Raw genomic sequence first — 20,241 nt, forward strand, 5'->3', positions numbered from 1 at the left:
ACCTCCTCCTACTCGATTAGTACGAGGGATAATAGGCGCCTCTCATACAAAATTATTTCTTCTCTTCTAAACGAGTTTTAATATATTTAAATCCGTTCTCTATATGCTCTTTCATAGCAATAGCAGCTTCATCTTTATTTCTATTTTCTAATGCCTGAATAATTCTTTTATGTTCTTCATAAATTTCGTCTTTCCGGCTTTCGCTGTAAGACGAAACATTTCGATTATGCAGGATTACATCATTAATTTGTCCAATCAAATTGGTAAGTGTATTATTATTTGCATATTCAAATAAGGTTTCATGTATTGAGGTATTGATTTCTGTGTATTTTGTATAATCGTTAGTTACCTTTGATTTCTCCAGGAGTATTTTTAATTTTTCTATTCCTGTTTCATCAATTTGTTCTACTGCTAACTGGATTGCTTTTACCTCCAAAGCTTCGCGACACTGATATACTTCAACGAGTTTCTGAGATGAGAATTCTTGAACAACTACCCCACGCCAAGGAATAATTTTGACAAGTCCTTCGGAAGCCAACCGTCTAAAAGCTTCACGAACTGGGGTTGAGCTTACATTCATTTGTTCACTCACTGCTGTCTCAGTAAGACGCGTGCCTGGTTCTATTTCTCCATTAACAATAGCTGATTTAATATTGTCATATACAACCATATTTAATGGTTTCCGGTTGACAGTTTTAATTTTGGATATGCTCAAAACATTTCCTCCTTAGGCTGCCCAATTTATATGAACTTCCTCTTTTACAAATAACCATTTAATTAAAGAATAAATGACCATTATTACAATTACAATTAAAATTTAAAAGATGTGATTTTGCAATGATTATACTAACAACCTGCTCTGACATAATCATTGAATCACTGCAGCTACTTGGAAATCTGTTAATTCATTCTTAAATGGAGTAAAAGGAAAAAGAAGAATCGCCATGCTATGCATCGTGATTCTTTTTATTTTTGCTAAAAAGCTTCGCCTCTCTGGCTTTTCTTTCCTGCAAAATTTTGATTTGTAATGTCACCAACACCGCCTCTCACAAGTAATGGATCGATTCCTCAAGCTAACATTTTAAAGGGAAGAAAAAAATATTTTATATATTCTATAGAATATAGTATTGAATATTTTAAATAATCAACCTATAATAAAGTCTAACTAAAGTAAATAGTAATAATTGTTCAAATTTTTACGATTTACTGTTAGATAATCATTTTTCATATAGGAGGAATAAAATTGAACCGAATTTTGATGGGTAAAGGTGCACGTACGATTGTAGAAATATGTGCGGGTGTAAAACCAGGCGAGCAGGTTGTGATTGTTACGGAACCAAGACAAATGAAGATTGCTGAAGTTATTGGTTCTGCAGTAGATGCAGTGGGTGCTGAACCAACGATTGCAGTGATTACTCCACGCGAGTCTGATAGTCAGGAGCCGCCGGCAACAGTTGCAGCTGCAATGAAGGAAAGTGATGTTTTCATTAGTGCGGTATATACATCCATAACTCATACAAAAGCAGTAAAAAATGCGGTAGCAAATGGTTCAAGAGGGGTAATGTTAACTCAGTTTGATGAGCAAATGCTTATAAAGAGTGGGGTAAATGCTGATTTTCCGAAAGTAGCCCCTATTTGTTACGCAGTTGCCGAGGCTCTTGAAAATGCAAACGAAATTATTTTAACAACTCCACATGGAACAAATTTAACAATGTCGGCTACCGGCAGAAAGAGTAATGCAATGACATGTATGGTGAAACCTGGGCAATTTGCACCAGTGCCAACAGTAGAAGCGAATGTCTCACCGCTTGAAGGAACAGCAAATGGGACGATCGTTGCAAATGCGAGTATTCCTTATATCGGTATTGGAGTAGTAGATGAGCCAGTTACTGCCATTGTAAAAGACGGAATGATCACTTCTATAACAGGTGGAAAAGAGGCAAGAATTCTTTCTGATAATCTAGCATCGAAGAATGATCCAAATGTTTATAATATTGCTGAAATTGGAGTGGGTCTAAACCCAGAATGTAAGTTTATCGGTTCCATGCTAGAGGATGAAGGGGTATATGGTTCGGTACATATTGGAATCGGTTCTAGTTTGACTTTAGGTGGTAACGTAGTTGCTGCTTGTCATTACGATTTAATTATGACAGATGTAACTCTAGTCGTTGATGGTCAGACAATTATTAAAGACGGCGAAGTCTTAGTAGGACAAACTGCAATAGAAACCGTTTAAACATAGGGCGTTAAATCAAGGGAAAAGCTAGATTAATAGTATCTCCCAAACGCTAATCAAACAAAATGGAGGAGAAATCTATGAAAAGAAGTTATTTATTGTTCCTGCTGTTTACTGCTTTTTCACTTTTGTTAGTGGCATGCAGTAATAAAGAAACGGCTACAACAAAAACTGAGAATGGCAATGAAACAAAAGAGGAAGCCCCAAAAGAACAAGTATTAACAATTGGATTACCGACCGATATTGATACATTTGATATTCATAATACGACCAGTAGCGGTACAGAGGCAGTATTAACCAATATGTTTAGCTATTTATATAAAAGAACAGACCAACTAGAAGTTCAACCCGATCTTGCTGAAAGCCACAAGATAATTGATGATAAAACGTGGGAATTTAAATTAAAGCCTGGTATCACTTTCCATAATGGCGATCCATTAACAGCAGAAGACGTAAAATTTACTTTTGAAAGAGTCGCAAAAGATACCTCTTTAAAAAGAAATTCATATTTTGTTAATTTTGAAGAGGTTGAGGTAATTGATGAGTTAACGTTGAGAATTCATACGAAGGAAACTGAGCCATTAATGTTAAATAGAATTTCACGAAATGGTTTAGGAATTTTGCCTAAAAAGTACATTGAAGAAAATGGATTAGACACCTTTTTGAAAAATCCAATTGGCTCCGGTCCATATCAATTTGTTGAATGGGTAAAGGATTCTCATATTACATTTAAGCCATACAATGATCACTTTGAACTTAAGCCTGAATGGGATAAAGTTGTATTCCGTGTCATTCCAGAAACTTCAACTCGTGTTGGTGAATTAATTGCTGGAGGAATTGATTTAACTTCCACAATTCCGCCAACTGAATGGGATCGAATTAATGACAATGAAGGCACTTCAATTACTGAAGGAGATACAACAAGAATCATGCAGCTTATTGTTCGTCATACGGAAGGTTCCGTAACTTCAGATCCACGTATACGTGAGGCAATTGACCTTGCTATTAATGATGAAGTGCTAGTAAAACATATTAATAAAGGTGCGGGAATTCCTACACAAACAGGTACGCCTCCTGGGGTAACTGGGGCTCATCCAACATTAAATAACTCTTTCGTTTATGATCCAGAGCGTGCGAAGGAATTACTTGCTGAAGCTGGATATAATGGGGCTGAAATTAACCTCCAATCACCAAACGGAAGATATACATTAGATAGTGATGTAGCACAAATCATTCAAACAATGCTTGAAGAAGTCGGTTTTAAAGTGAAATTAGAATTAATGGAGAACAGCCATTATTTAGATGTTTACGATGCAAGACAAAACAAAGAGTTATTCTTAATTGGTTTATCTAACTCATTATTTGATGGATCCCATGCATTAGAATATTTCTACACTGAAGGTGCTAAAGGCATGACTGATTATAGCAACCCAGAATTTGATGAGCTTTTTGCTCTTTCTGAGAAAAATATGAATCTTGAAGAGAGAGAACAACAGCTACAAAAAATGCAAGAAATTGTCGCTAAGGATCTCCCGAATATTAATTTATATCAAATGAAAACAGCCTACGCAATAAGGGATCATATTACATTTGATGCTTCATTAACTGAACATTTTTATATTCCTAACATTCATAGAAAATAAAATGAGGGATATTTGAAGGGAGGTATTCATACCTCCCTTCAATAAATAGGGGTGAAATCATTGAGAAAATTTTTAGCCAAGAGACTAATGCAATTAATACCTGTCCTCTTCATTATTTCCTTCATTGTGTTCGGATTAGTATATGTGGCAGGTGACCCTGTTACATTAATGCTTCCTGAAGAGGCTACGGCAGAGGAAAAAGAAACATTAAGAGAAGCACTCGGATTAAACAAACCATTCATCGTTCAATATGGTATTTATGTACTGAATTTATTGCAAGGTGATTTTGGAGAGTCATTTAGATATAACACGGATGCATTATCGCTAGTTTTAGAGAGAGTGCCAGCTACATTAGAATTAGCTTTTTACTCAATGCTCATTGCAGTAATCATCGCGATTCCCTTAGGGATACTATCAGCTACGAGAAAGAATTCAATAATTGATGTTTTTGCTTCAAGTACTTCAGTACTAGGAAAAGCTTTGCCAAACTTTTGGATGGGAATTATGCTTATTCTTTTATTTGCTGTTAATTTCAAACTTTTCCCGGTGTCTGGCAGGGGAACGTTTGCCCATGTTATTTTACCAGCAGTTACATTAGGAACTGGAATAGCAGCAGAAATTACCCGTTTAGTCCGCTCGAATGTTCTGGAGATTTTACAGCAAGATTACATTAAAACAGCAAGAAGTAAAGGTTTAAGGGAATTTTTTGTTGTGTATAAACATGCGTTTAAGAATGCCTCTATTCCTGTTATTACAATTATGGCATTGCAAACATCGTCAGTTGTATCTGGTGCGCTAGTTACTGAAACGGTATTTGCATGGCCAGGTATCGGGCAACTCATTGTTCAATCTGTTAATGGACGTGATATGGCAGTGGTGCAAGCAGCAGTTTTTGTTATTGCCATTATGGTAATCAGTATCAATTTAATTACGGATATTTTATACAGACTTGTAGATCCAAGAATCAAATATTAAGGTGGGGAAAACCTTGACCATAAATGTTCAGATTGAAAAACACAAAAAGATTACTAGAAATCGATCAAAGGGGTTTATTTTAGGATTAAGGTCATTGTTAAGAAGTAAATTAGGCTTAACAGGATTTATTATTTTTTTGATCGCTTGTGTTACAGCAGTTTTTGCTCCGATCATTGCTCCGCATAACCCTGCTCAAATTAATACAGCCCATATGTTTGTTCCTCCGGTATGGATGGAAGGCGGGATGAAGGAATACATTCTAGGTACGGATAACTTAGGAAGGGATGTTTTAAGCAGAGTCATATATGGTACCCAAATTTCCTTGTTAGTCGGCATATTAGCTGTTGTTGTTTCTGGTGCCATTGGACTTGTCTTAGGTCTAGTTGCTGGATTTTATGGGGGCTTTATCGATAATGCCTTAATGCGAGTAGTTGATGCGTTTCTAGCTATCCCAAATATTTTATTTATGCTTGTTATTTTAGGTGTATTGGGTCCAAGTTTATGGACATTAATCATCGTGCTTGGTGTTACGAACTGGATCATATATGCAAGAATGATCCGCGGAGAAGTATTGAGTATTAAAGAACGTGAATACGTCATGGCATCTAGATCAATAGGAACAAAAAACTTTCAAATTATTTTCAAGCATGTATTACCAAATGTTTTTTCTTCATTTATCGTTATTTCAACATTGAGTGTTGCGACAACGATTATTTTAGAGGCATCTTTAAGCTTTCTAGGATTAGGGGTTCAAGCTCCAACCGTTTCCTGGGGTGGGATGTTAAGTGAAGGTCGAAATCATTTAGCGACAAGCTGGTGGATTGCAACTTTTCCAGGTATCGCAATTACGATAACGGTTTTAGGCATCATATTTATGGGCGATTGGTTGCGTGATTTACTTGATCCGCGATCCTAGATGTATAGGGGGAAGATGAAGGTGAAGGTGCAAAAAAAGGAAACATTATTAGAAGTGAAAAATTTAAAGGTTGGTTTTGATACTGATAACGGCCCTATCCTAGCTGTAAATGATGTTTCTTTCAAAATTAATAAAGGTGAAATCGTTGCAATTGTAGGAGAATCAGGGTCTGGAAAAAGTGTAACAGCCAATTCAATCATGGGACTAATATCAGCACCAGGAAAAATTAACAATGGTGAAATCCTATTTGATCAAAAAAATTTAGTTTCAGTGTCGCTAAGAGAAATGAGATCAATAAGAGGGAACGATATCTCGATGATTTTCCAAGAACCGATGACTTCTTTAAATCCATTGTTTACAGTAGGCGATCAAATTGAAGAAGCGATTCGCTTACATCAAAAGGTATCCCGGAAGGAAGCGAAGGAAAAAACAATTGAAATGTTAAAAAAGGTAGGAATTCCACGGTCCGAGAAAGTGTATTCATCCTATCCTCATTTACTAAGTGGAGGCATGCGGCAACGTGTCATGATCGCAATGGCTTTATCCTGTAATCCTAGATTATTGATAGCGGATGAACCGACTACTGCGCTGGACGTAACGATTCAAGCACAAATACTAGAACTTATGAAAGATATTATTCGTGAACAAGATACGTCAATTATATTAATCACCCATGATCTTGGGGTTGTTGCTGAAATGGCTGACCGAGTCATTGTCATGTATGCAGGACAAGTAGTTGAAGAAGCAGATGTATTTAAATTGTTTAAACAGCCAAATCATCCGTATACAAAAGGTTTATTAAATAGCACTCCGAAAATTCATGAAATGTATGAAGAACTGATTTCCATTGAAGGGATCGTTCCAAGTCCATCTGAAATGCCTAGCGGCTGCTTTTTTCATCCAAGATGTCCTGAAGCCAGGGCAGAATGTTCCATAAAAGCTCCACAGCTTCTTCCGATGGGCACTGACAGTAGTGTGCGTTGTTGGCTACATAATGAACAGAAGGAGAAGGAGGCTGCTAATCAATGATTGAAGTAAGTGGGAATAAGAAGGATCCTTTATTAGAAGTAAAAGGCTTAAAAATGTATTTTGACGTTACAGAAAAGAGATTTGCAAAAGAAAGACAATACTTACGAGCAGTTGATGGTGTTGACTTTTATGTTCATCGAGGGGAAACACTCGGAATAGTTGGAGAATCAGGTTGTGGAAAGTCGACTACCGGAAAACTCATTATGCAATTATTAAAACCAACTGAAGGCACAATCGTTTTTGATGGCAGTGATTTAAGTAAACTGTCAAATGAAGAAATGCGCAAAAAGAGAGAAGATTTGCAAATGATTTTCCAAGATCCATATTCTTCATTAAATCCGAGAATGAGAGTTTTTGATATTATTGCTGAGCCATTAATTAGTCATCATGTTTTGTCAGGTAAAGACTTATATGATCGTGTGTTGGAATTGATGGAGGTAGTCGGGTTAAATCAAGCGCATGCATACCGGTTTCCACATGAATTTAGCGGTGGGCAAAGGCAGCGGATAGGAATTGCAAGAGCACTTGCTTTAAACCCAAAATTAATCGTTTGTGATGAACCTGTATCAGCATTAGACGTTTCGATTCAATCACAAATATTAAATTTATTAGTTAAATTACAGAAAGAGTATAACTTAACCTATATTTTTATCGCACATGGTCTTCCAGCCGTCAAGCATGTGAGTGATCGGATCGCAGTCATGTATTTAGGAAGAATCGTTGAAATCGGAAATAAAGAACAACTATTTAATCATACAAAACATCCGTATACTGAGGGATTGTTATCTGCTGTACCGATCCCGGATCCCGAAATGAGAGATAAGAAAAAACGGATTATCTTAAAAGGAGACATTCCAAGTCCTGTTAACCCTCCGTCCGGATGCAGCTTCCACACTAGATGTATGTATGCAACGGAAAAATGTAAAGAAGTAGTTCCTCAATTGACGGAGCAAGAATCGGGGCATTTTGTGGCATGTCATTATCCGATTGCAAACAAAAATTAATAGGGGTGACTATACATGTATGATCAACGCAAGAATAAAATCCTTTCTCATATGAAGGATCATGAAGTAGAAACGTCCATTATTACTTCGAATTTAAATATTTACTATCTAACTGGCTATTACAGTAATCCTCGTGAACGGCTAACGGCTTTAATTATCAATGCTTCCGGAGAGGATGTTTTGATTGTACCGAGCTTGGACAGACAGGGAGCTGAAATCGCAAAAGTAACAAAGGTAGTGGATTATAATGATCATGAAGACCCTTATTTATTACTAAAAACATTAATAAATAGCAGTAAAGTCGCTTTAGAAGAAAATCATTGGACACTAGAAAGGTTTAGAAAGCTTTCTCAAAATGTCTCAGATATTGCATCTGTTGATATCGGTCCCTGGATTGATCAAATACGGAAAATAAAAAGCGCTGACGAGATATTAAAAATTAAACGAGCTATTTCGATAACGGAAGAAGCTTTGGAATATGGCATTAGTCTTTTAAATCCTAAAATAACCGAAAAAGAGCTGGCCCTTGAAATAGAATATAAAATGAAAAAATTAGGCGCGGATAAATTAGGTTTTGACGTGAAAGTCATATCTGGCGAACGGTCTTCGCTCCCTCATGGAAAGCCGAGTACACAACCCATTAAAGAAAATGCTTTTGTATTATTCGATATGGGTGTGAGCATTGAAGGATATGTTGCAGATATTTCAAGAACGGTCGTGCTAGGTGAACCAACAGAAAAAATGATTCATATATATGAAACAGTCAGGGAAGCATTGGAAAGGTCAATAGCTGCTGTTAAGCCTGGAGTTAAAATATCAGAACTAGACAAAATTGCAAGAGATTATATTCAATCACAAGGTTATGGGCCGTATTTTATTCATCGCCTTGGTCACGGATTAGGACTCGATTTACATGAATATCCTTCCATACATGAAGGCAATATAGATGCACTTGAACAAGGCATGGTGTTTACCATTGAACCCGGAATTTATATTCCTGAAATTGGCGGAGTCCGTATAGAAGATGATGTTTTAGTAACTGTGAACGGAGTCGAAGTATTAACAAAAGCGGATAAACAATTACGAGTAAAGGTGAGATAACAAATCGAAACAATCCAAATCGCAAAAAATGTCCTTAAGAATAATGTAAATGTAACAGAAAGTGATAAGCTGCTCGTTGTCATCGATTCTACTAAAAAAGAATTAGGTGAGATTTTTTACAAAGCTGGAAAAGAAATTGGAGCTGAAACGGTTCTTGTTCAATTTGAACCAAGTAGTAAATCGGGTGTGGAGCCACCGAGTATTGTGGCCGAAGCGATGAAAATGGTTGATGTTGCTCTTTGTATTACGGAAAATTCTATATCTCACACGAAAGCAAGAATAGAAGCCGCAAAACATAAAACTCGGGTAGCAACTATGCCGGGATTAACGCTGGACATGTTAGTTGAGGGTGCGCTCAAAGCAGATTATATGGACGTGAAGAGAAATGGTGATTTGCTTGCGAAAGTTTTAGATGAGGGAAAAGAAGTCGTGATAAAAACATTTGATAAAACATTATCTTTTATTATAGATGGTCGAAAAAGTAAAGCGAGCAATGGGCTATTATTAAATCCTGGAGACTCCGGGAATTTACCTTCTGGGGAAACGTTTCTTGCACCGGTCGAAGGTACTGCTAACGGAGAAATAATTATTGATGGGTCGATTGCTGATATTGGAAAAGTAGAGAGTCCAATTCTATTAAAAATAAAAGATGGAAGACTTATTGAAGCAGAAGGAAAAGAAGGTCAAAAATTACTTCAGTTATTAGGTGATGGAGACGGAAGATTCTTAGGTGAGTTTGGAATTGGGACGAACCGTGCTGCACGAATAACAGGAAATATTTTAGAAGATGAAAAAGTATACGGCACATGTCACATTGCTTTCGGAACGAATATTTCCTTTGGTGGAAGAATAAATGCTGGTGTTCATTTAGATGCAGTGGCTAAAACTCCAGAGATACTCATAGATGGGAAGCTGATTGTTGCTGAAGGGAAAATTCAATTATAATTTTTAAGATTTAAAAAAGATTTAAGCATGAATGTTTTTATGCTGTACTATTAATTAAAAACTAATGGGTTCCCTCTTTATGAAACACTTAAAATGATTAAATAGCTAAAGAAAATTATTGTCTTTAGTAAGGAGAAGAATATGAGCATTTCAAAAATTAAATCAGTGGGCAGGCAGCCATTAAATGTGATGGTATATGAGAACATTAAACATGCCATTATCGAAGGGGATATTGAACCTGGCACTCGATTAACGGAAACAAAAGTTGGGGAACAAATGAACGTCAGTACTACCCCAGTCCGAGAAGCATTTCGCAGGTTAGCTTCTGAAGGGCTATTGAAAATTATCCCGTGGCGAGGAGCCATCGTGCAAGAGTTTTCTGGACAAGAGCTGATCGAAGTATACCAATGTCGTGAGTCGTTAGAAGGATTAGCCATTAAATTAGCCATTGAAACTATAGATAGTGAAGGAATAGAGAAGCTTGAAAGTTTAGTTGAAGAGTCTAAAGAGATGGATGATCTATCTGAATACGTTGAAATAAACTCCACAATCCATAATACCATATTAGAATACGCTCAAAACGAGACCCTTTCAAACTTACTTGGGCAGTTAAATGATGTGATTTATCATAACCGCAATATGTCTTCCTATAGTAAGCAAAGAAGAAACGAAATCTATTATGAACATCTTCAAATCGTCAGTGCAATCAAAAATGGTGATAAAGAGCAAGCGCAAAAAGCGATGGAGCTCCATGTTAATAATGGATATAGGTATATAAAAGAGAGATTGAAGAAATAGTTTTTTGGGCCAGCATCTTTTAATGGGTGCTGGCTGTTGTGGTTATGGGAAGTATGTAACAGATCCCTTTTATTCGTATAAGAATATAATACTCTGTTAACCAGTTAATCTATGATTCAAAATTTTTCTCCAAATCACATCGGATAGTGTAAATACACCTCTTAAATCTACAATTTAATTCTTCTTACGATTAGTTTCGAATGTTAAAATCATCTTTCATAAACTTATTCTTAGGACAAGTGTTATTACAATTACAATGTTCGCTTTAACACTCTCATTAAAGAAATATTACTGATGAATTTCATAAAGGTTTCTACATTCCCACGAAATTGACCCATTATTCTCGTAACTTATTATTTACGGTATTTCTATGTTTAATGTATTGAATATTTACGGAACCGTTTTCATAAATATTATTATCATATTATTAGAATTTTTAATCTACGGAACCGGAACCGTAAAAATATAGGGAGTGATGGTCATCCCAACAATTCGTGATGTGGCCAAAGAAAGATACAACGTTGCTAAAATCTAAAAGAAATTATCAGGATAAATTGTTGAAGGTTAATGAGGAATCAATGAAAAATTAAAGAGTTTTATTATGAAATTTCATCTGTAAGGAAAGAGTATGAGGAAAAAATTAGATAGAAGTGAAGAATTAAAAGGAGCAAAAAAAACAGATAGAAAGAGCTAACAACAAGAGAACCCGGTCATTTGATGATCCTCTACACTGCTTTAATAATTAATTAAAATATTGAGAGTCTGTAATGCATACTTGTATGCCCTTTATTATATGCCAAAATAGCTACCCGCTTTTTCTTAAGTGGATAGCTATTTTTAGGTTTGTCAATCTAATTAGGCAATTCCTGCTTTCATTAGCATTCCATCTAAAGGACGATCCATTTTGCTTTCCATCCACTTGGCAGTTTCAAGGAGATGTTTAAGGTCGACACCAGTTTCAATACCTATTCCATGCAACATGTTGACCATGTCTTCAGTGCAGACATTTCCTACAGCCTTTGGTGCGAATGGGCATCCGCCAAGTCCGGCAATAGAGGAATCGAATCTTCGTACACCTGCTTGATAGCCGGCGAGTGTATTGGCAAGGCCTAAGCCTCGTGTATTATGGAAATGAAGTCCTAGGGATAAATCCTTGCCAAAGTGTTCAAAAAAAGTTTTTATTACGATTTGTACTTGTAGTGGATTAGCTATACCGGTTGTATCTGCAAGGGTGATTTCAGAACAACCGGCTTCCAAAAACTTTTCCGTAACATCTAAAACCCTTGATAATGGTACTTCACCTTCAAATGGACATCCAAAAGCGGTACCGAGGACTCCAGAAACCCCCTTGTTAGATTCTACGCCTTCCTTAATAACCTTCGAAAGTTCATTTACCGCTTGTTCAACGGTCCTTTTTGCATTTTTTTGGTTAAATGTATCGCTCGTTGCGGTGACAACATGCAAAAAGTTCACATCAGTTTGGAGAGCGCGTTCAAGACCGGAGCGACTTAAGACAAGGCCTCCATAGCGGACATCATTTCTTTTTGGCAGTAGTTTAAGTAATTCTTCAGCATCTGCCATTTGTGGCACAACTTTTGGATTTACAAAGGATACGGCTTCAATATTACGAATTCCTGAATCTAACAACCTTGAAATTAATTCAACCTTTGTTTCAGTAGGAATTATTTTGCGTTCATTTTGTAAACCGTCACGGGGACCCACTTCACAGATTTCAATCATTTTACTTCCTCCCTTAATAGTTTATTATTTTTTATTTTTTCTAAGTTCTTCAAAACATTGTCGCGTCCCTGGAAAATATGTTCATGCATCGCAATTCGAGCGCGGTCCGATTCTTTATTTTTGATAGCCTCAAGGATGGTCTTGTGAACCTCTAGAGATTGTCTAAGTTGAAAGTTGTTATACCAATAGAATGATCGAAAAACAATTGGTATAACGATAACCTTAGAAAGATGAAAATGAATATGTGAATTTTTCGAGGCATCTAATATTGCCTCGTGAAACTTTTGATTCACATCTACTATATTTCGAATACTGAACATATCAAATTCAACATATTGGTCTATTACTGTTTCATATAATTCATTTGCTTTTTCCATTTTATCAATATCATTTTGAGTTCTATGAATGGCGGCTTGACCGGCTGCATAACTTTCAAGCAGTGTTCTTAAGTCGTATATTTGTTGAATATCCTTTTTTGTAAAATGCCTTACTCCTACTCCTCGTTTTAGGGGAATCACAAGACCTTCAGCTTCAAGTTGTCTTATTGCCTCTCTGATAGGAGTTCTACTTAAGTTCATTTGCTTGGCAAGCGATTCTTCAGCCAATCTTATACCGGGCTCAAACTCTCCAAGAATAATAGCCTCTTTTATAAATTCGTATGCATCCATGCTAACACCTCTAATCAATTGTATACAAAATGAAAATATTATTCAATGAACATTCAGTAAAATGCAATAAATTAAAAAATTTAGAATATTATATTGACTTTTTGTATACAGAGAATTAAATTTGTATACAAGAATAGGAAAATTCTAACTATAAAGAAATGATCTTTTAGTGTGGACAGGAGGGACTGTGATGGCCGAACAACGATTGCCATTAGAGGATGTACGTGTCATTGAGCTTGGTACTCTATTAGCTGGACCATTCTCTGGAAGACTACTCGGTGATTTTGGGGCTGAAGTCATTAAAGTTGAGCCGCCGGGTAAGGCTGACCCAATGAGAAATTGGGGGAAGTCTAAGGATAATGTAGGTCTTTGGTGGCCTATTCAATCAAGAAATAAAAAATCCATTACTTTGAATTTACGAGAGGAAGAAGGTCAGAAAGTTTTAAAGGAACTGGTCAAAGAAGCTGATGTTCTAATAGAAAATTTTCGCCCCGGTACAATGGAAAAATGGAATCTATCCTATGAAGAGTTATCTGAAATTAACCCTAAATTGGTTATGGTTCGTACCTCTGGTTACGGCCAAACTGGGCCATACAAACATCGTGCAGGTTTTGGAAGTGTCGGTGAAGCAATGGGAGGCTTGAGATATGTTACTGGCTTTTCTGATCGACCGCCTTCAAGGATTGGTGTATCAGTTGGAGATACATTGGCTGCTCTTTACGCAACCATTGGTTGCCTAGTTGCATTGCATGAACGAAATCATTCCGGAAAAGGTCAGATAGTCGATACTGCTCTATATGAATCTGTATTTTCAATAATGGAAAGCATTATTCCAGATTACTTACTTGCTGGCTATGTGAGGGAAAGGATGGGGAACATCCTTCCGGGTGTAGCTCCATCAAATATCTATTTTACAAAGGATAAAACTTACATTGTCATAGGTGCCAACGCAGATGGAGTATTCCGTCGCCTTTGTGAAGCAATGGAACAGCCTGAATTATCAGATGACCCACGTTTTGCAACTCACCATGCAAGGGCAGAGAATATGAAGCTACTAGATTCTATGATTGAAAATTGGACAAAAACACTTCCAGCAAAAGAAGCTCTCTCCATACTAGAGGAAAAAGGCGTGCCATCAGGACTTATTTATAATGCAAAAGATATCTTAGAAGATCCTCATTACAGGGAACGGGAAATGATTATTAAACTTGACCATCCTGAACTTGGAGAATTCCCAATGCCGGGAATTGTTCCAAAATTAAGTAGATCCCCAGGTAGAGTCAAACATTTAGGTCCTGAAATGATGGGAAAACATAATAATGAAATTTACAAACGGTTACTTGGTTTTAATGATGAAAGAATAAAGGAATTACAGAATAATAATATTATTTAAGAGGGCTGAATAATGGGAAAAACTTTATATGAAAAAATTTGGGGAAAACATATAGTTGTCGAAGAGGAAAATCAGCCATCAATTCTATATATCGATTTACATTTAATTCATGAGGTAACTTCACCACAGGCATTTGAAGGCTTAAGGATCAATAAACGAAGAGTGAGAAGACCGGATTTAACTTTAGCGACAATGGACCATAGCATTCCAACAACAAACCGATCCTTGCCTATTAGCGATGAAGTAGCAAAGAAACAGGTAGAAACACTTGTAGAAAATTGTAAGGAATTTGGAATTCAGCTTTTTGATTTACACAGCAGATATCAAGGTATTGTTCATGTCATTGCTCCAGAATTAGGTATTACCCAGCCTGGACAAACCATTGTATGCGGTGATAGCCATACTTCAACTCATGGAGCCTTTGGAGCCCTTGCTTTTGGGATAGGAACGAGTGAAGTAGAACATGTATTGGCAACCCAAACTTTAAAACAGTATCAATCTAAAACACTAGCAATCAATATAGAGGGAACTCTTCCTCAGGGAACGACTGCAAAAGACTTGATTCTCTCGATTATAGGGAAATACGGACATGATTTTGCAACTGGATATGTGATTGAGTACCGCGGGGAAGCGATACATAATTTATCGATAGAGGAACGGATGACTGTTTGTAATATGAGCATTGAAATGGGTGCAAGGGCAGGATTAATCCAGCCAGATGAAAAGACATTTGATTACCTGAAAGGAACAGTTTGTGCGCCAAAAGGAACTGAATGGGAAGAGGCTTTATCTGAATGGAAACAATTATACTCCGATGAAGAAGCGGTCTTTGATTTAACAATTGAATTTGATGCTACTGAAGTGATTCCTCAAGTAACATGGGGAACGAATCCCAGTCAAGTTGTAGGAATAACTGAAAGGGTACCTTCTTTGGAGGGGCTTCCTACAAGTCAATTGCGGTCAGCAGAAAAGGCATTGCACTATATGGGACTTACACCCAATGAACCGATAACAGATATTAAAGTCAATAAAGTTTTTATCGGCTCCTGTACAAATAGTCGGATTGAAGATTTGCGTAAAGCAGCTAAAATCGTAAACGGTTACAAGATAGCCGGTCATGTAGAAGCACTAGTGGTTCCTGGTTCACAGCTTGTAAAAAAGAAGGCTGAGGAAGAGGGAATAGATCAAATCTTTTTGGAAGCTGGATTTGAATGGCGAGAAGCAGGATGCAGCATGTGCCTTGGCATGAATGGCGATAATGTGTTACCCGAGGAACGATGTGCTTCAACGTCAAACCGTAACTTCGAGGGGAGACAAGGCAGAAATGCCAGAACACATTTGGTTAGTCCAGAGATGGCAGCGGCTGCAGCGATTGCTGGATATTTTGTAGATGTAAGAACTTGGCCGACTAAAGAGAATAAGGAGGTCAGGATTAAATGAAGTCTTTTACTGGATTCACTGGAATCGTAGCCCCATTGGATGTATCCAATATTGATACAGATGCGATTCTTCCAAAGCAATTTTTAAAGAGAATTGAAAGGACAGGGTATGGTCAGTTTCTTTTTTATGAGTGGCGTTATGAAAATGGAAAGGAAAGATCAGATTTTGTATTAAACAAGGATCCTTACCGAAATTCTCAGATTTTACTTACCCGAAAAAATTTCGGATGTGGTTCATCAAGAGAGCATGCTCCATGGTCAATAGTGGATTATGGCATCAAAGTGATTATTGCGCCAACATTCGCGGATATATTCTATAACAATTGCTTTAAAAACGGGATATTGCCAATCGAATTAAGGGAAGAAGATGTGGAGCAGTTATTTCAAAAAACGGCCGACTCAAATGGTTACCAGCTATCGATAGATTTAGAAAATCAAATTGTAACAGATAATGATGGATTTATTGGTCATTTTCAAATAACACCATACCGAAAAGAGCTCTTGATTAAAGGACTGGACGAAATCGGCTCTACCTTACAATTTGAAACACAAATTGCCTTATTTGAAAAAAACAGGGGTATCTATTATCGTCTTGATTCCAATATGTTTATACAAAACTCTTAATGTAAGCGGAAAACAACCTAAAAGCCAGTTGGAATCAATTTATTCAAATCAAAAAGAACAAAGCAGCAATACAAATTATCTCTTATCCTGAAAAAATGAGGAGGATTATTATGAATTGGAAAAAAATGATTAACTTGAGTAAGTTAGCTGCTATGAGTTTGTCTCTAATGTTGATTGCTGCAGGGTGTAATACACAAGACTCAGCGACTGAAACAACTACAGATGGTAAAGGTGAGAAAAAAATCGATGAAATTGATATTTCTGTTACGCATTACCCGACTGGCTTGTATGCAGTGCCATACGATGTAGGAATGGAGAAAGGATTTTTTGAAGAAGAAGGAATTAAAATTAATAAAATCATTGGAAGCAGTGGTGGAGGAACTACAGTAAGGAATGTTTTATCTGGAGATCTTCCGTTCGGTGATGTGTCTGCGTCTGCAGTCTTCCAATCATATTTGGCGGGTGCCCCGTTGAAAATTGTAAGCGGAGGAGTACAAAGTGTCGGTGATGTAGTTTATGTTACACGAAAAGATTCAGATATTAAAAAAATTGAAGATATTGTTGGGAAAACATGGGCGTTTACGAATCCAGGATCAGTGACAGAGACTACCTCCCAACTTGTTTTTGATGCTGCAGGAATTGATCCGAAATCATTGAAACTAGTGGCTTCAGGTGGGGTGAGTGAAGGGTTAACATTATTGAAAGCAGGAGAAGTGGACACATCACTACTGTTAGAACCGGCTTATTCAGTTCAAAAAGATGACTGGAATGAATTGTTACGCGTATCCGACCTTGTTCCTCATTACCAACAAAGTGTGATTATTACTAGTCCGCAGGTGATTAAGGAAAACCCAGATCTTGTTAAACGCTTTCTTACTGCCTATCAGAAATCGGTAGAATGGACATACGCTAATCCTGAAGAAGCAGGTAAGATTTTTGCTAAGTCCGCAGAAATTGACGAAGCAGCTTCTATAGCCGCAATTATCAGCTTAAAGGAAGCGAAACATTGGAGTAGCAAAATCGAAGTAGATTCTATCAATAATGTAATCAAGGGTATGAAACTTGCCAATACATTAAAAGAGGGTCAGGAAATCGTCTGGGAAGAAATTTTGAACATGGACTTCATTCCTGAAGACCAACGATTGGATCCATCCTTACTAGAAAGTAATAAATAATTGTTCATTAATGATTACAGCGGTTAGATATGATTTCCTTTTTTTGAATAACCGCTGTAATTACTATAAATCTTAGAACAAAGGGGAGGATACATATGGCTGAACCATTAATGAAAGTTGAGAATCTGACAAAAGTGTATACAAGCGACTCAAAAGATGTAGTCGCTTTACAGGATATTAATTTTACAGTCGAGAAAGGGGAATTCATCTCGATTGTTGGTCCAAGCGGATGTGGCAAAACAACATTATTAGAGGTATTGTCTGGACTGCGGCAGGCGACTTCGGGTTCGGTTAATATCAAAGGAGAAGCAGTAAATGGTCCCCAAAGGTCCATTGGAATTGTCTTTCAAGAAGAGTCTACTTTTCCCTGGAGAACTGTTGCAGAAAATGTAGAGTTTGGACTTCAAATGCAGGGTAGACCAAAGGCAGAGTATCGAGAAAAGGCAAAAAAAATGATTGAGCTCGTAGGTTTAAAAGGGTTCGAAAACTCATATCCTCACCAATTGTCGGGTGGAATGAGGCAAAGAGTGGCTATTGCGCGAACATTAGTAACCGAGCCAGAAATTGTTGTCATGGATGAGCCGTTTGGAGCATTAGATGAACAAACCCGACTGATACTAGGAGGAGAACTCCTTAAAATTGTAGAAAAAACGCAAGCGACAGTAGTGCTTGTCACTCACAGTATTCAGGAAGCTGCTCTGTTATCAGATAAAATTGTCGTCTTGTCCGCTAGACCAGGGAGAATTAAGCATCTGATTGAAAGTTCGCTGCCGAAACCGCGTGATGCCCATGCTTTGACAACTCCTGAATTTGCAGAAATCACACAAAAGCTCTGGTCAAGCCTAGAGGAAGAATCTTTAACGAAAAAATCAGTAATCGAATACAAGGAAAACAAGGTGGTAGGACAATGAGTCTTCATAAAGTTGTCCAAATTCTCATAGTCACCAGTTTATTAGTTTTATATGAAATTGCTACACGTATGTTATGGCTGGACCCATTTACTTTTATCCCTTTTTCTACGATGTTTATGAATATGATAGAAAACTTAAGTAATCCAGAATACGTAATAAATCATTTTGGCCTTTCAGCTTTGGAAATTTTGGCTAGCTTTATTGGAGCGGTGATTTTTGGAATTCTTTTTGGAATCATACTTTGGCGTTCAGATTTTGCTCATCATGTTCTTCAACCGTACTTAATGCTATTTTATGCGATTCCTTTTTTTGCTTTATATCCTATTTTTATTAGTGTTTTAGGTGTGGGGCAATTACCAGTCATTATTATAGGATTGCTGTTTTCAATGCCAGCAGTGATTACTAATACAGCAATTGGTTTCCGTGAAATTCGTAAGGTTCTTGTAAAGGTTGGATACTCGTTCAATCTTTCGTTCCGCCAAATGCTGTTGCATATTTATTTTCCGGCAGCATGGCCGTTTATCTTCACAGGAATTAAACTTGCTGCGGCCTATTCTATTATTGGTGTGCTCGCAACAGAGTTTATCTTGTCTGCTCGCGGATTAGGTTATACTATTTCTTATGCTTATAACAATTTTGATATTAATGGGATGTATGGTTCAGTTCTCCTTGTAATCATGATCGCTTTAATTGTTAATATCGTCCTTGGCTTTATCGAAAATAAGGTGTACAGAAGAAATATGTAATAGCCTAACAAAAAGCCTACATTGAAAGAGAGGAGAGTTTCATGAAATCAATTACTTCAGATCAAAAGTGGTATAAAATTGGAAGGTTTATGGTCCCCGTAGTAATTATCCTTTTATGGCAGATTATTTATCAAATCATAGGAGCGCCAGCTATGGCTTCTCCTTGGCAAAGTATTGCTGATTTAGGCAAAAACGCAACGATTTGGCTGGGGGATATGGGTAACACTCTTATAACTCTGTTAATCTCTTTTTTAATTGCAGCCATATTGGGTGTAACTCTTGGTTTTTTTATTGGATTAAGTTCTTTTTGGACAAAAACAATCTCTCCCTTGCTATTAGGATTATATTCGATTCCAAAAGTGACACTATATCCAATTTTTCTTTTAATCTTTGGATTAACAATTCAAGGAAGAGTAGCATTCTCTGCTTTTCACGGAATCTTTCCCATCATGATCATCTGTATGGAAGCAACGAGAACGGTTCCTAATATTTACCTTAAGTTAGCAAAGTCCTACCGTATGAGTTTTGTGCAAAAAGCAAGGCAAATACTTATCCCTGCAATTATGCCTCAATTAGTAGTCGGCCTTCGTATGAGTTTCAGTCTTTGCTTTTTAGGATTAATATTGGCAGAAATGTTTGCTTCCTATGAAGGATTAGGACACCGTTTAGTTCATTATATGTCGCTTAATGAACCGGCAAAAATACTGGCGCTGATCCTCATTATTATTTTTATTGCATTTTTCTTTACTTACTTGTTTCTTCTTTGGCAGGAAAAGAACGAATTAAAGATTGGTAAGCGTAAAATGAATTTATCATAATTCAAAATAACCGAGTTTGGGTTCATATATTGTCATAAAAATATCGCAATAAATTCGGTTGCCTGCATTCTGTAATACGA

The 20,241-nt window shown here is 36.9% G+C and carries 19 protein-coding genes; 16 read left to right on the top strand and 3 right to left on the bottom strand.

All coding sequences use genetic code 11. The annotated features are described in order from the left end of the window. Nucleotides 1–52 precede the first annotated feature (52 nt). Nucleotides 53–715 (bottom strand): GntR family transcriptional regulator, encoded by a 663-nt coding sequence (locus V7127_RS21680; RefSeq protein ID WP_335345653.1) that lies wholly within the window; start codon nt 713–715, stop codon nt 53–55. Nucleotides 716–1,243: 528 nt separating this feature from the next. Here V7127_RS21680 and V7127_RS21685 point away from each other — a divergent pair. The 9 genes from V7127_RS21685 to V7127_RS21725 all read left to right on the top strand — a co-directional run bounded on the left by V7127_RS21685 (nt 1,244) and on the right by V7127_RS21725 (nt 10,647). Continuing rightward, complete coding sequence (locus V7127_RS21685; RefSeq protein WP_335489556.1) at nt 1,244–2,236, top strand: aminopeptidase; 993 nt, start codon at nt 1,244–1,246, stop codon at nt 2,234–2,236. A gap of 80 nt (nt 2,237–2,316) precedes the next feature. After that, nucleotides 2,317–3,879 (top strand): ABC transporter substrate-binding protein, encoded by a 1,563-nt coding sequence (locus V7127_RS21690; RefSeq protein ID WP_335489559.1) that lies wholly within the window; start codon nt 2,317–2,319, stop codon nt 3,877–3,879. Between the two features lie 60 nt (nt 3,880–3,939). Further along, a complete protein-coding gene (locus V7127_RS21695; RefSeq protein ID WP_335354716.1) occupies nt 3,940–4,854 on the top strand; it encodes an ABC transporter permease in 915 nt (304 codons plus the stop codon). Nucleotides 4,855–4,885: 31 nt separating this feature from the next. After that, nucleotides 4,886–5,770, top strand: a complete 885-nt coding sequence (locus V7127_RS21700; RefSeq protein WP_335489591.1) for an ABC transporter permease — start codon at nt 4,886–4,888, stop codon at nt 5,768–5,770. A gap of 15 nt (nt 5,771–5,785) precedes the next feature. Then, entirely contained in the window at nt 5,786–6,799 is a 1,014-nt protein-coding gene (locus V7127_RS21705) for an ABC transporter ATP-binding protein (RefSeq protein ID WP_335489562.1), read from the top strand. Continuing rightward, nucleotides 6,796–7,803: an ABC transporter ATP-binding protein gene (locus V7127_RS21710; RefSeq protein WP_335489565.1), complete on the top strand. Its 1,008-nt coding sequence runs from the start codon at nt 6,796–6,798 to the stop codon at nt 7,801–7,803. The genes V7127_RS21705 and V7127_RS21710 overlap by 4 nt, the downstream gene beginning before the upstream one ends. Nucleotides 7,804–7,818: 15 nt before the next feature. Next, nucleotides 7,819–8,904, top strand: a complete 1,086-nt coding sequence (locus V7127_RS21715; RefSeq protein WP_335489568.1) for a M24 family metallopeptidase — start codon at nt 7,819–7,821, stop codon at nt 8,902–8,904. Between the two features lie 186 nt (nt 8,905–9,090). Next, nucleotides 9,091–9,849: an aminopeptidase gene (locus tag V7127_RS21720; protein ID WP_335345646.1), complete on the top strand. Its 759-nt coding sequence runs from the start codon at nt 9,091–9,093 to the stop codon at nt 9,847–9,849. Nucleotides 9,850–9,990: 141 nt separating this feature from the next. After that, the gene (locus V7127_RS21725; RefSeq protein ID WP_335489571.1) at nt 9,991–10,647 is read left to right on the top strand and encodes a GntR family transcriptional regulator; all 657 of its coding nucleotides are present in this window, start codon (nt 9,991–9,993) and stop codon (nt 10,645–10,647) included. 855 nt (nt 10,648–11,502) lie between these two features. On the opposite strand, the gene V7127_RS21730 is transcribed toward V7127_RS21725, so the two are convergent. Next, entirely contained in the window at nt 11,503–12,387 is an 885-nt protein-coding gene (locus V7127_RS21730; protein WP_335489574.1) for a hydroxymethylglutaryl-CoA lyase, read from the bottom strand. Next, nucleotides 12,384–13,055, bottom strand: a complete 672-nt coding sequence (locus tag V7127_RS21735) for a GntR family transcriptional regulator (protein WP_335345643.1) — start codon at nt 13,053–13,055, stop codon at nt 12,384–12,386. The genes V7127_RS21730 and V7127_RS21735 overlap by 4 nt, the downstream gene beginning before the upstream one ends. Before the next feature lie 190 nt (nt 13,056–13,245). On the opposite strand from V7127_RS21735, the gene V7127_RS21740 reads away from it, so the two are divergent. The 7 genes from V7127_RS21740 to V7127_RS21770 all read left to right on the top strand — a co-directional run bounded on the left by V7127_RS21740 (nt 13,246) and on the right by V7127_RS21770 (nt 20,161). Continuing rightward, a complete protein-coding gene (locus V7127_RS21740; protein ID WP_335354718.1) occupies nt 13,246–14,448 on the top strand; it encodes a CaiB/BaiF CoA transferase family protein in 1,203 nt (400 codons plus the stop codon). 12 nt (nt 14,449–14,460) lie between these two features. Continuing rightward, nucleotides 14,461–15,888 (top strand): 3-isopropylmalate dehydratase large subunit, encoded by a 1,428-nt coding sequence (gene leuC, locus V7127_RS21745; RefSeq protein WP_335345641.1) that lies wholly within the window; start codon nt 14,461–14,463, stop codon nt 15,886–15,888. Then, on the top strand, nt 15,885–16,511 hold the full coding sequence (gene leuD / locus V7127_RS21750) for a 3-isopropylmalate dehydratase small subunit (RefSeq protein ID WP_335489577.1): 627 nt from the start codon (nt 15,885–15,887) through the stop codon (nt 16,509–16,511). Before leuC ends, leuD begins: the two co-directional genes overlap by 4 nt. Nucleotides 16,512–16,621: 110 nt before the next feature. Then, nucleotides 16,622–17,686: an ABC transporter substrate-binding protein gene (locus V7127_RS21755; protein ID WP_335489579.1), complete on the top strand. Its 1,065-nt coding sequence runs from the start codon at nt 16,622–16,624 to the stop codon at nt 17,684–17,686. Between the two features lie 95 nt (nt 17,687–17,781). Further along, nucleotides 17,782–18,597 carry an ABC transporter ATP-binding protein gene (locus V7127_RS21760; RefSeq protein ID WP_335346228.1) on the top strand — a complete coding sequence of 272 codons (816 nt, stop codon included), beginning with the start codon at nt 17,782–17,784 and terminating at the stop codon, nt 18,595–18,597. Next, complete coding sequence (locus V7127_RS21765; protein ID WP_335346227.1) at nt 18,594–19,343, top strand: ABC transporter permease; 750 nt, start codon at nt 18,594–18,596, stop codon at nt 19,341–19,343. The genes V7127_RS21760 and V7127_RS21765 overlap by 4 nt, the downstream gene beginning before the upstream one ends. Nucleotides 19,344–19,384: 41 nt before the next feature. Beyond that, nucleotides 19,385–20,161 carry an ABC transporter permease gene (locus V7127_RS21770; protein ID WP_335346226.1) on the top strand — a complete coding sequence of 259 codons (777 nt, stop codon included), beginning with the start codon at nt 19,385–19,387 and terminating at the stop codon, nt 20,159–20,161. The last annotated feature ends 80 nt before the right edge of the window (nt 20,162–20,241 follow it).

Source organism: Bacillus sp. JJ1773, from assembly GCF_036962035.1.
Lineage (GTDB): Bacteria > Bacillota > Bacilli > Bacillales > Cytobacillaceae > Cytobacillus.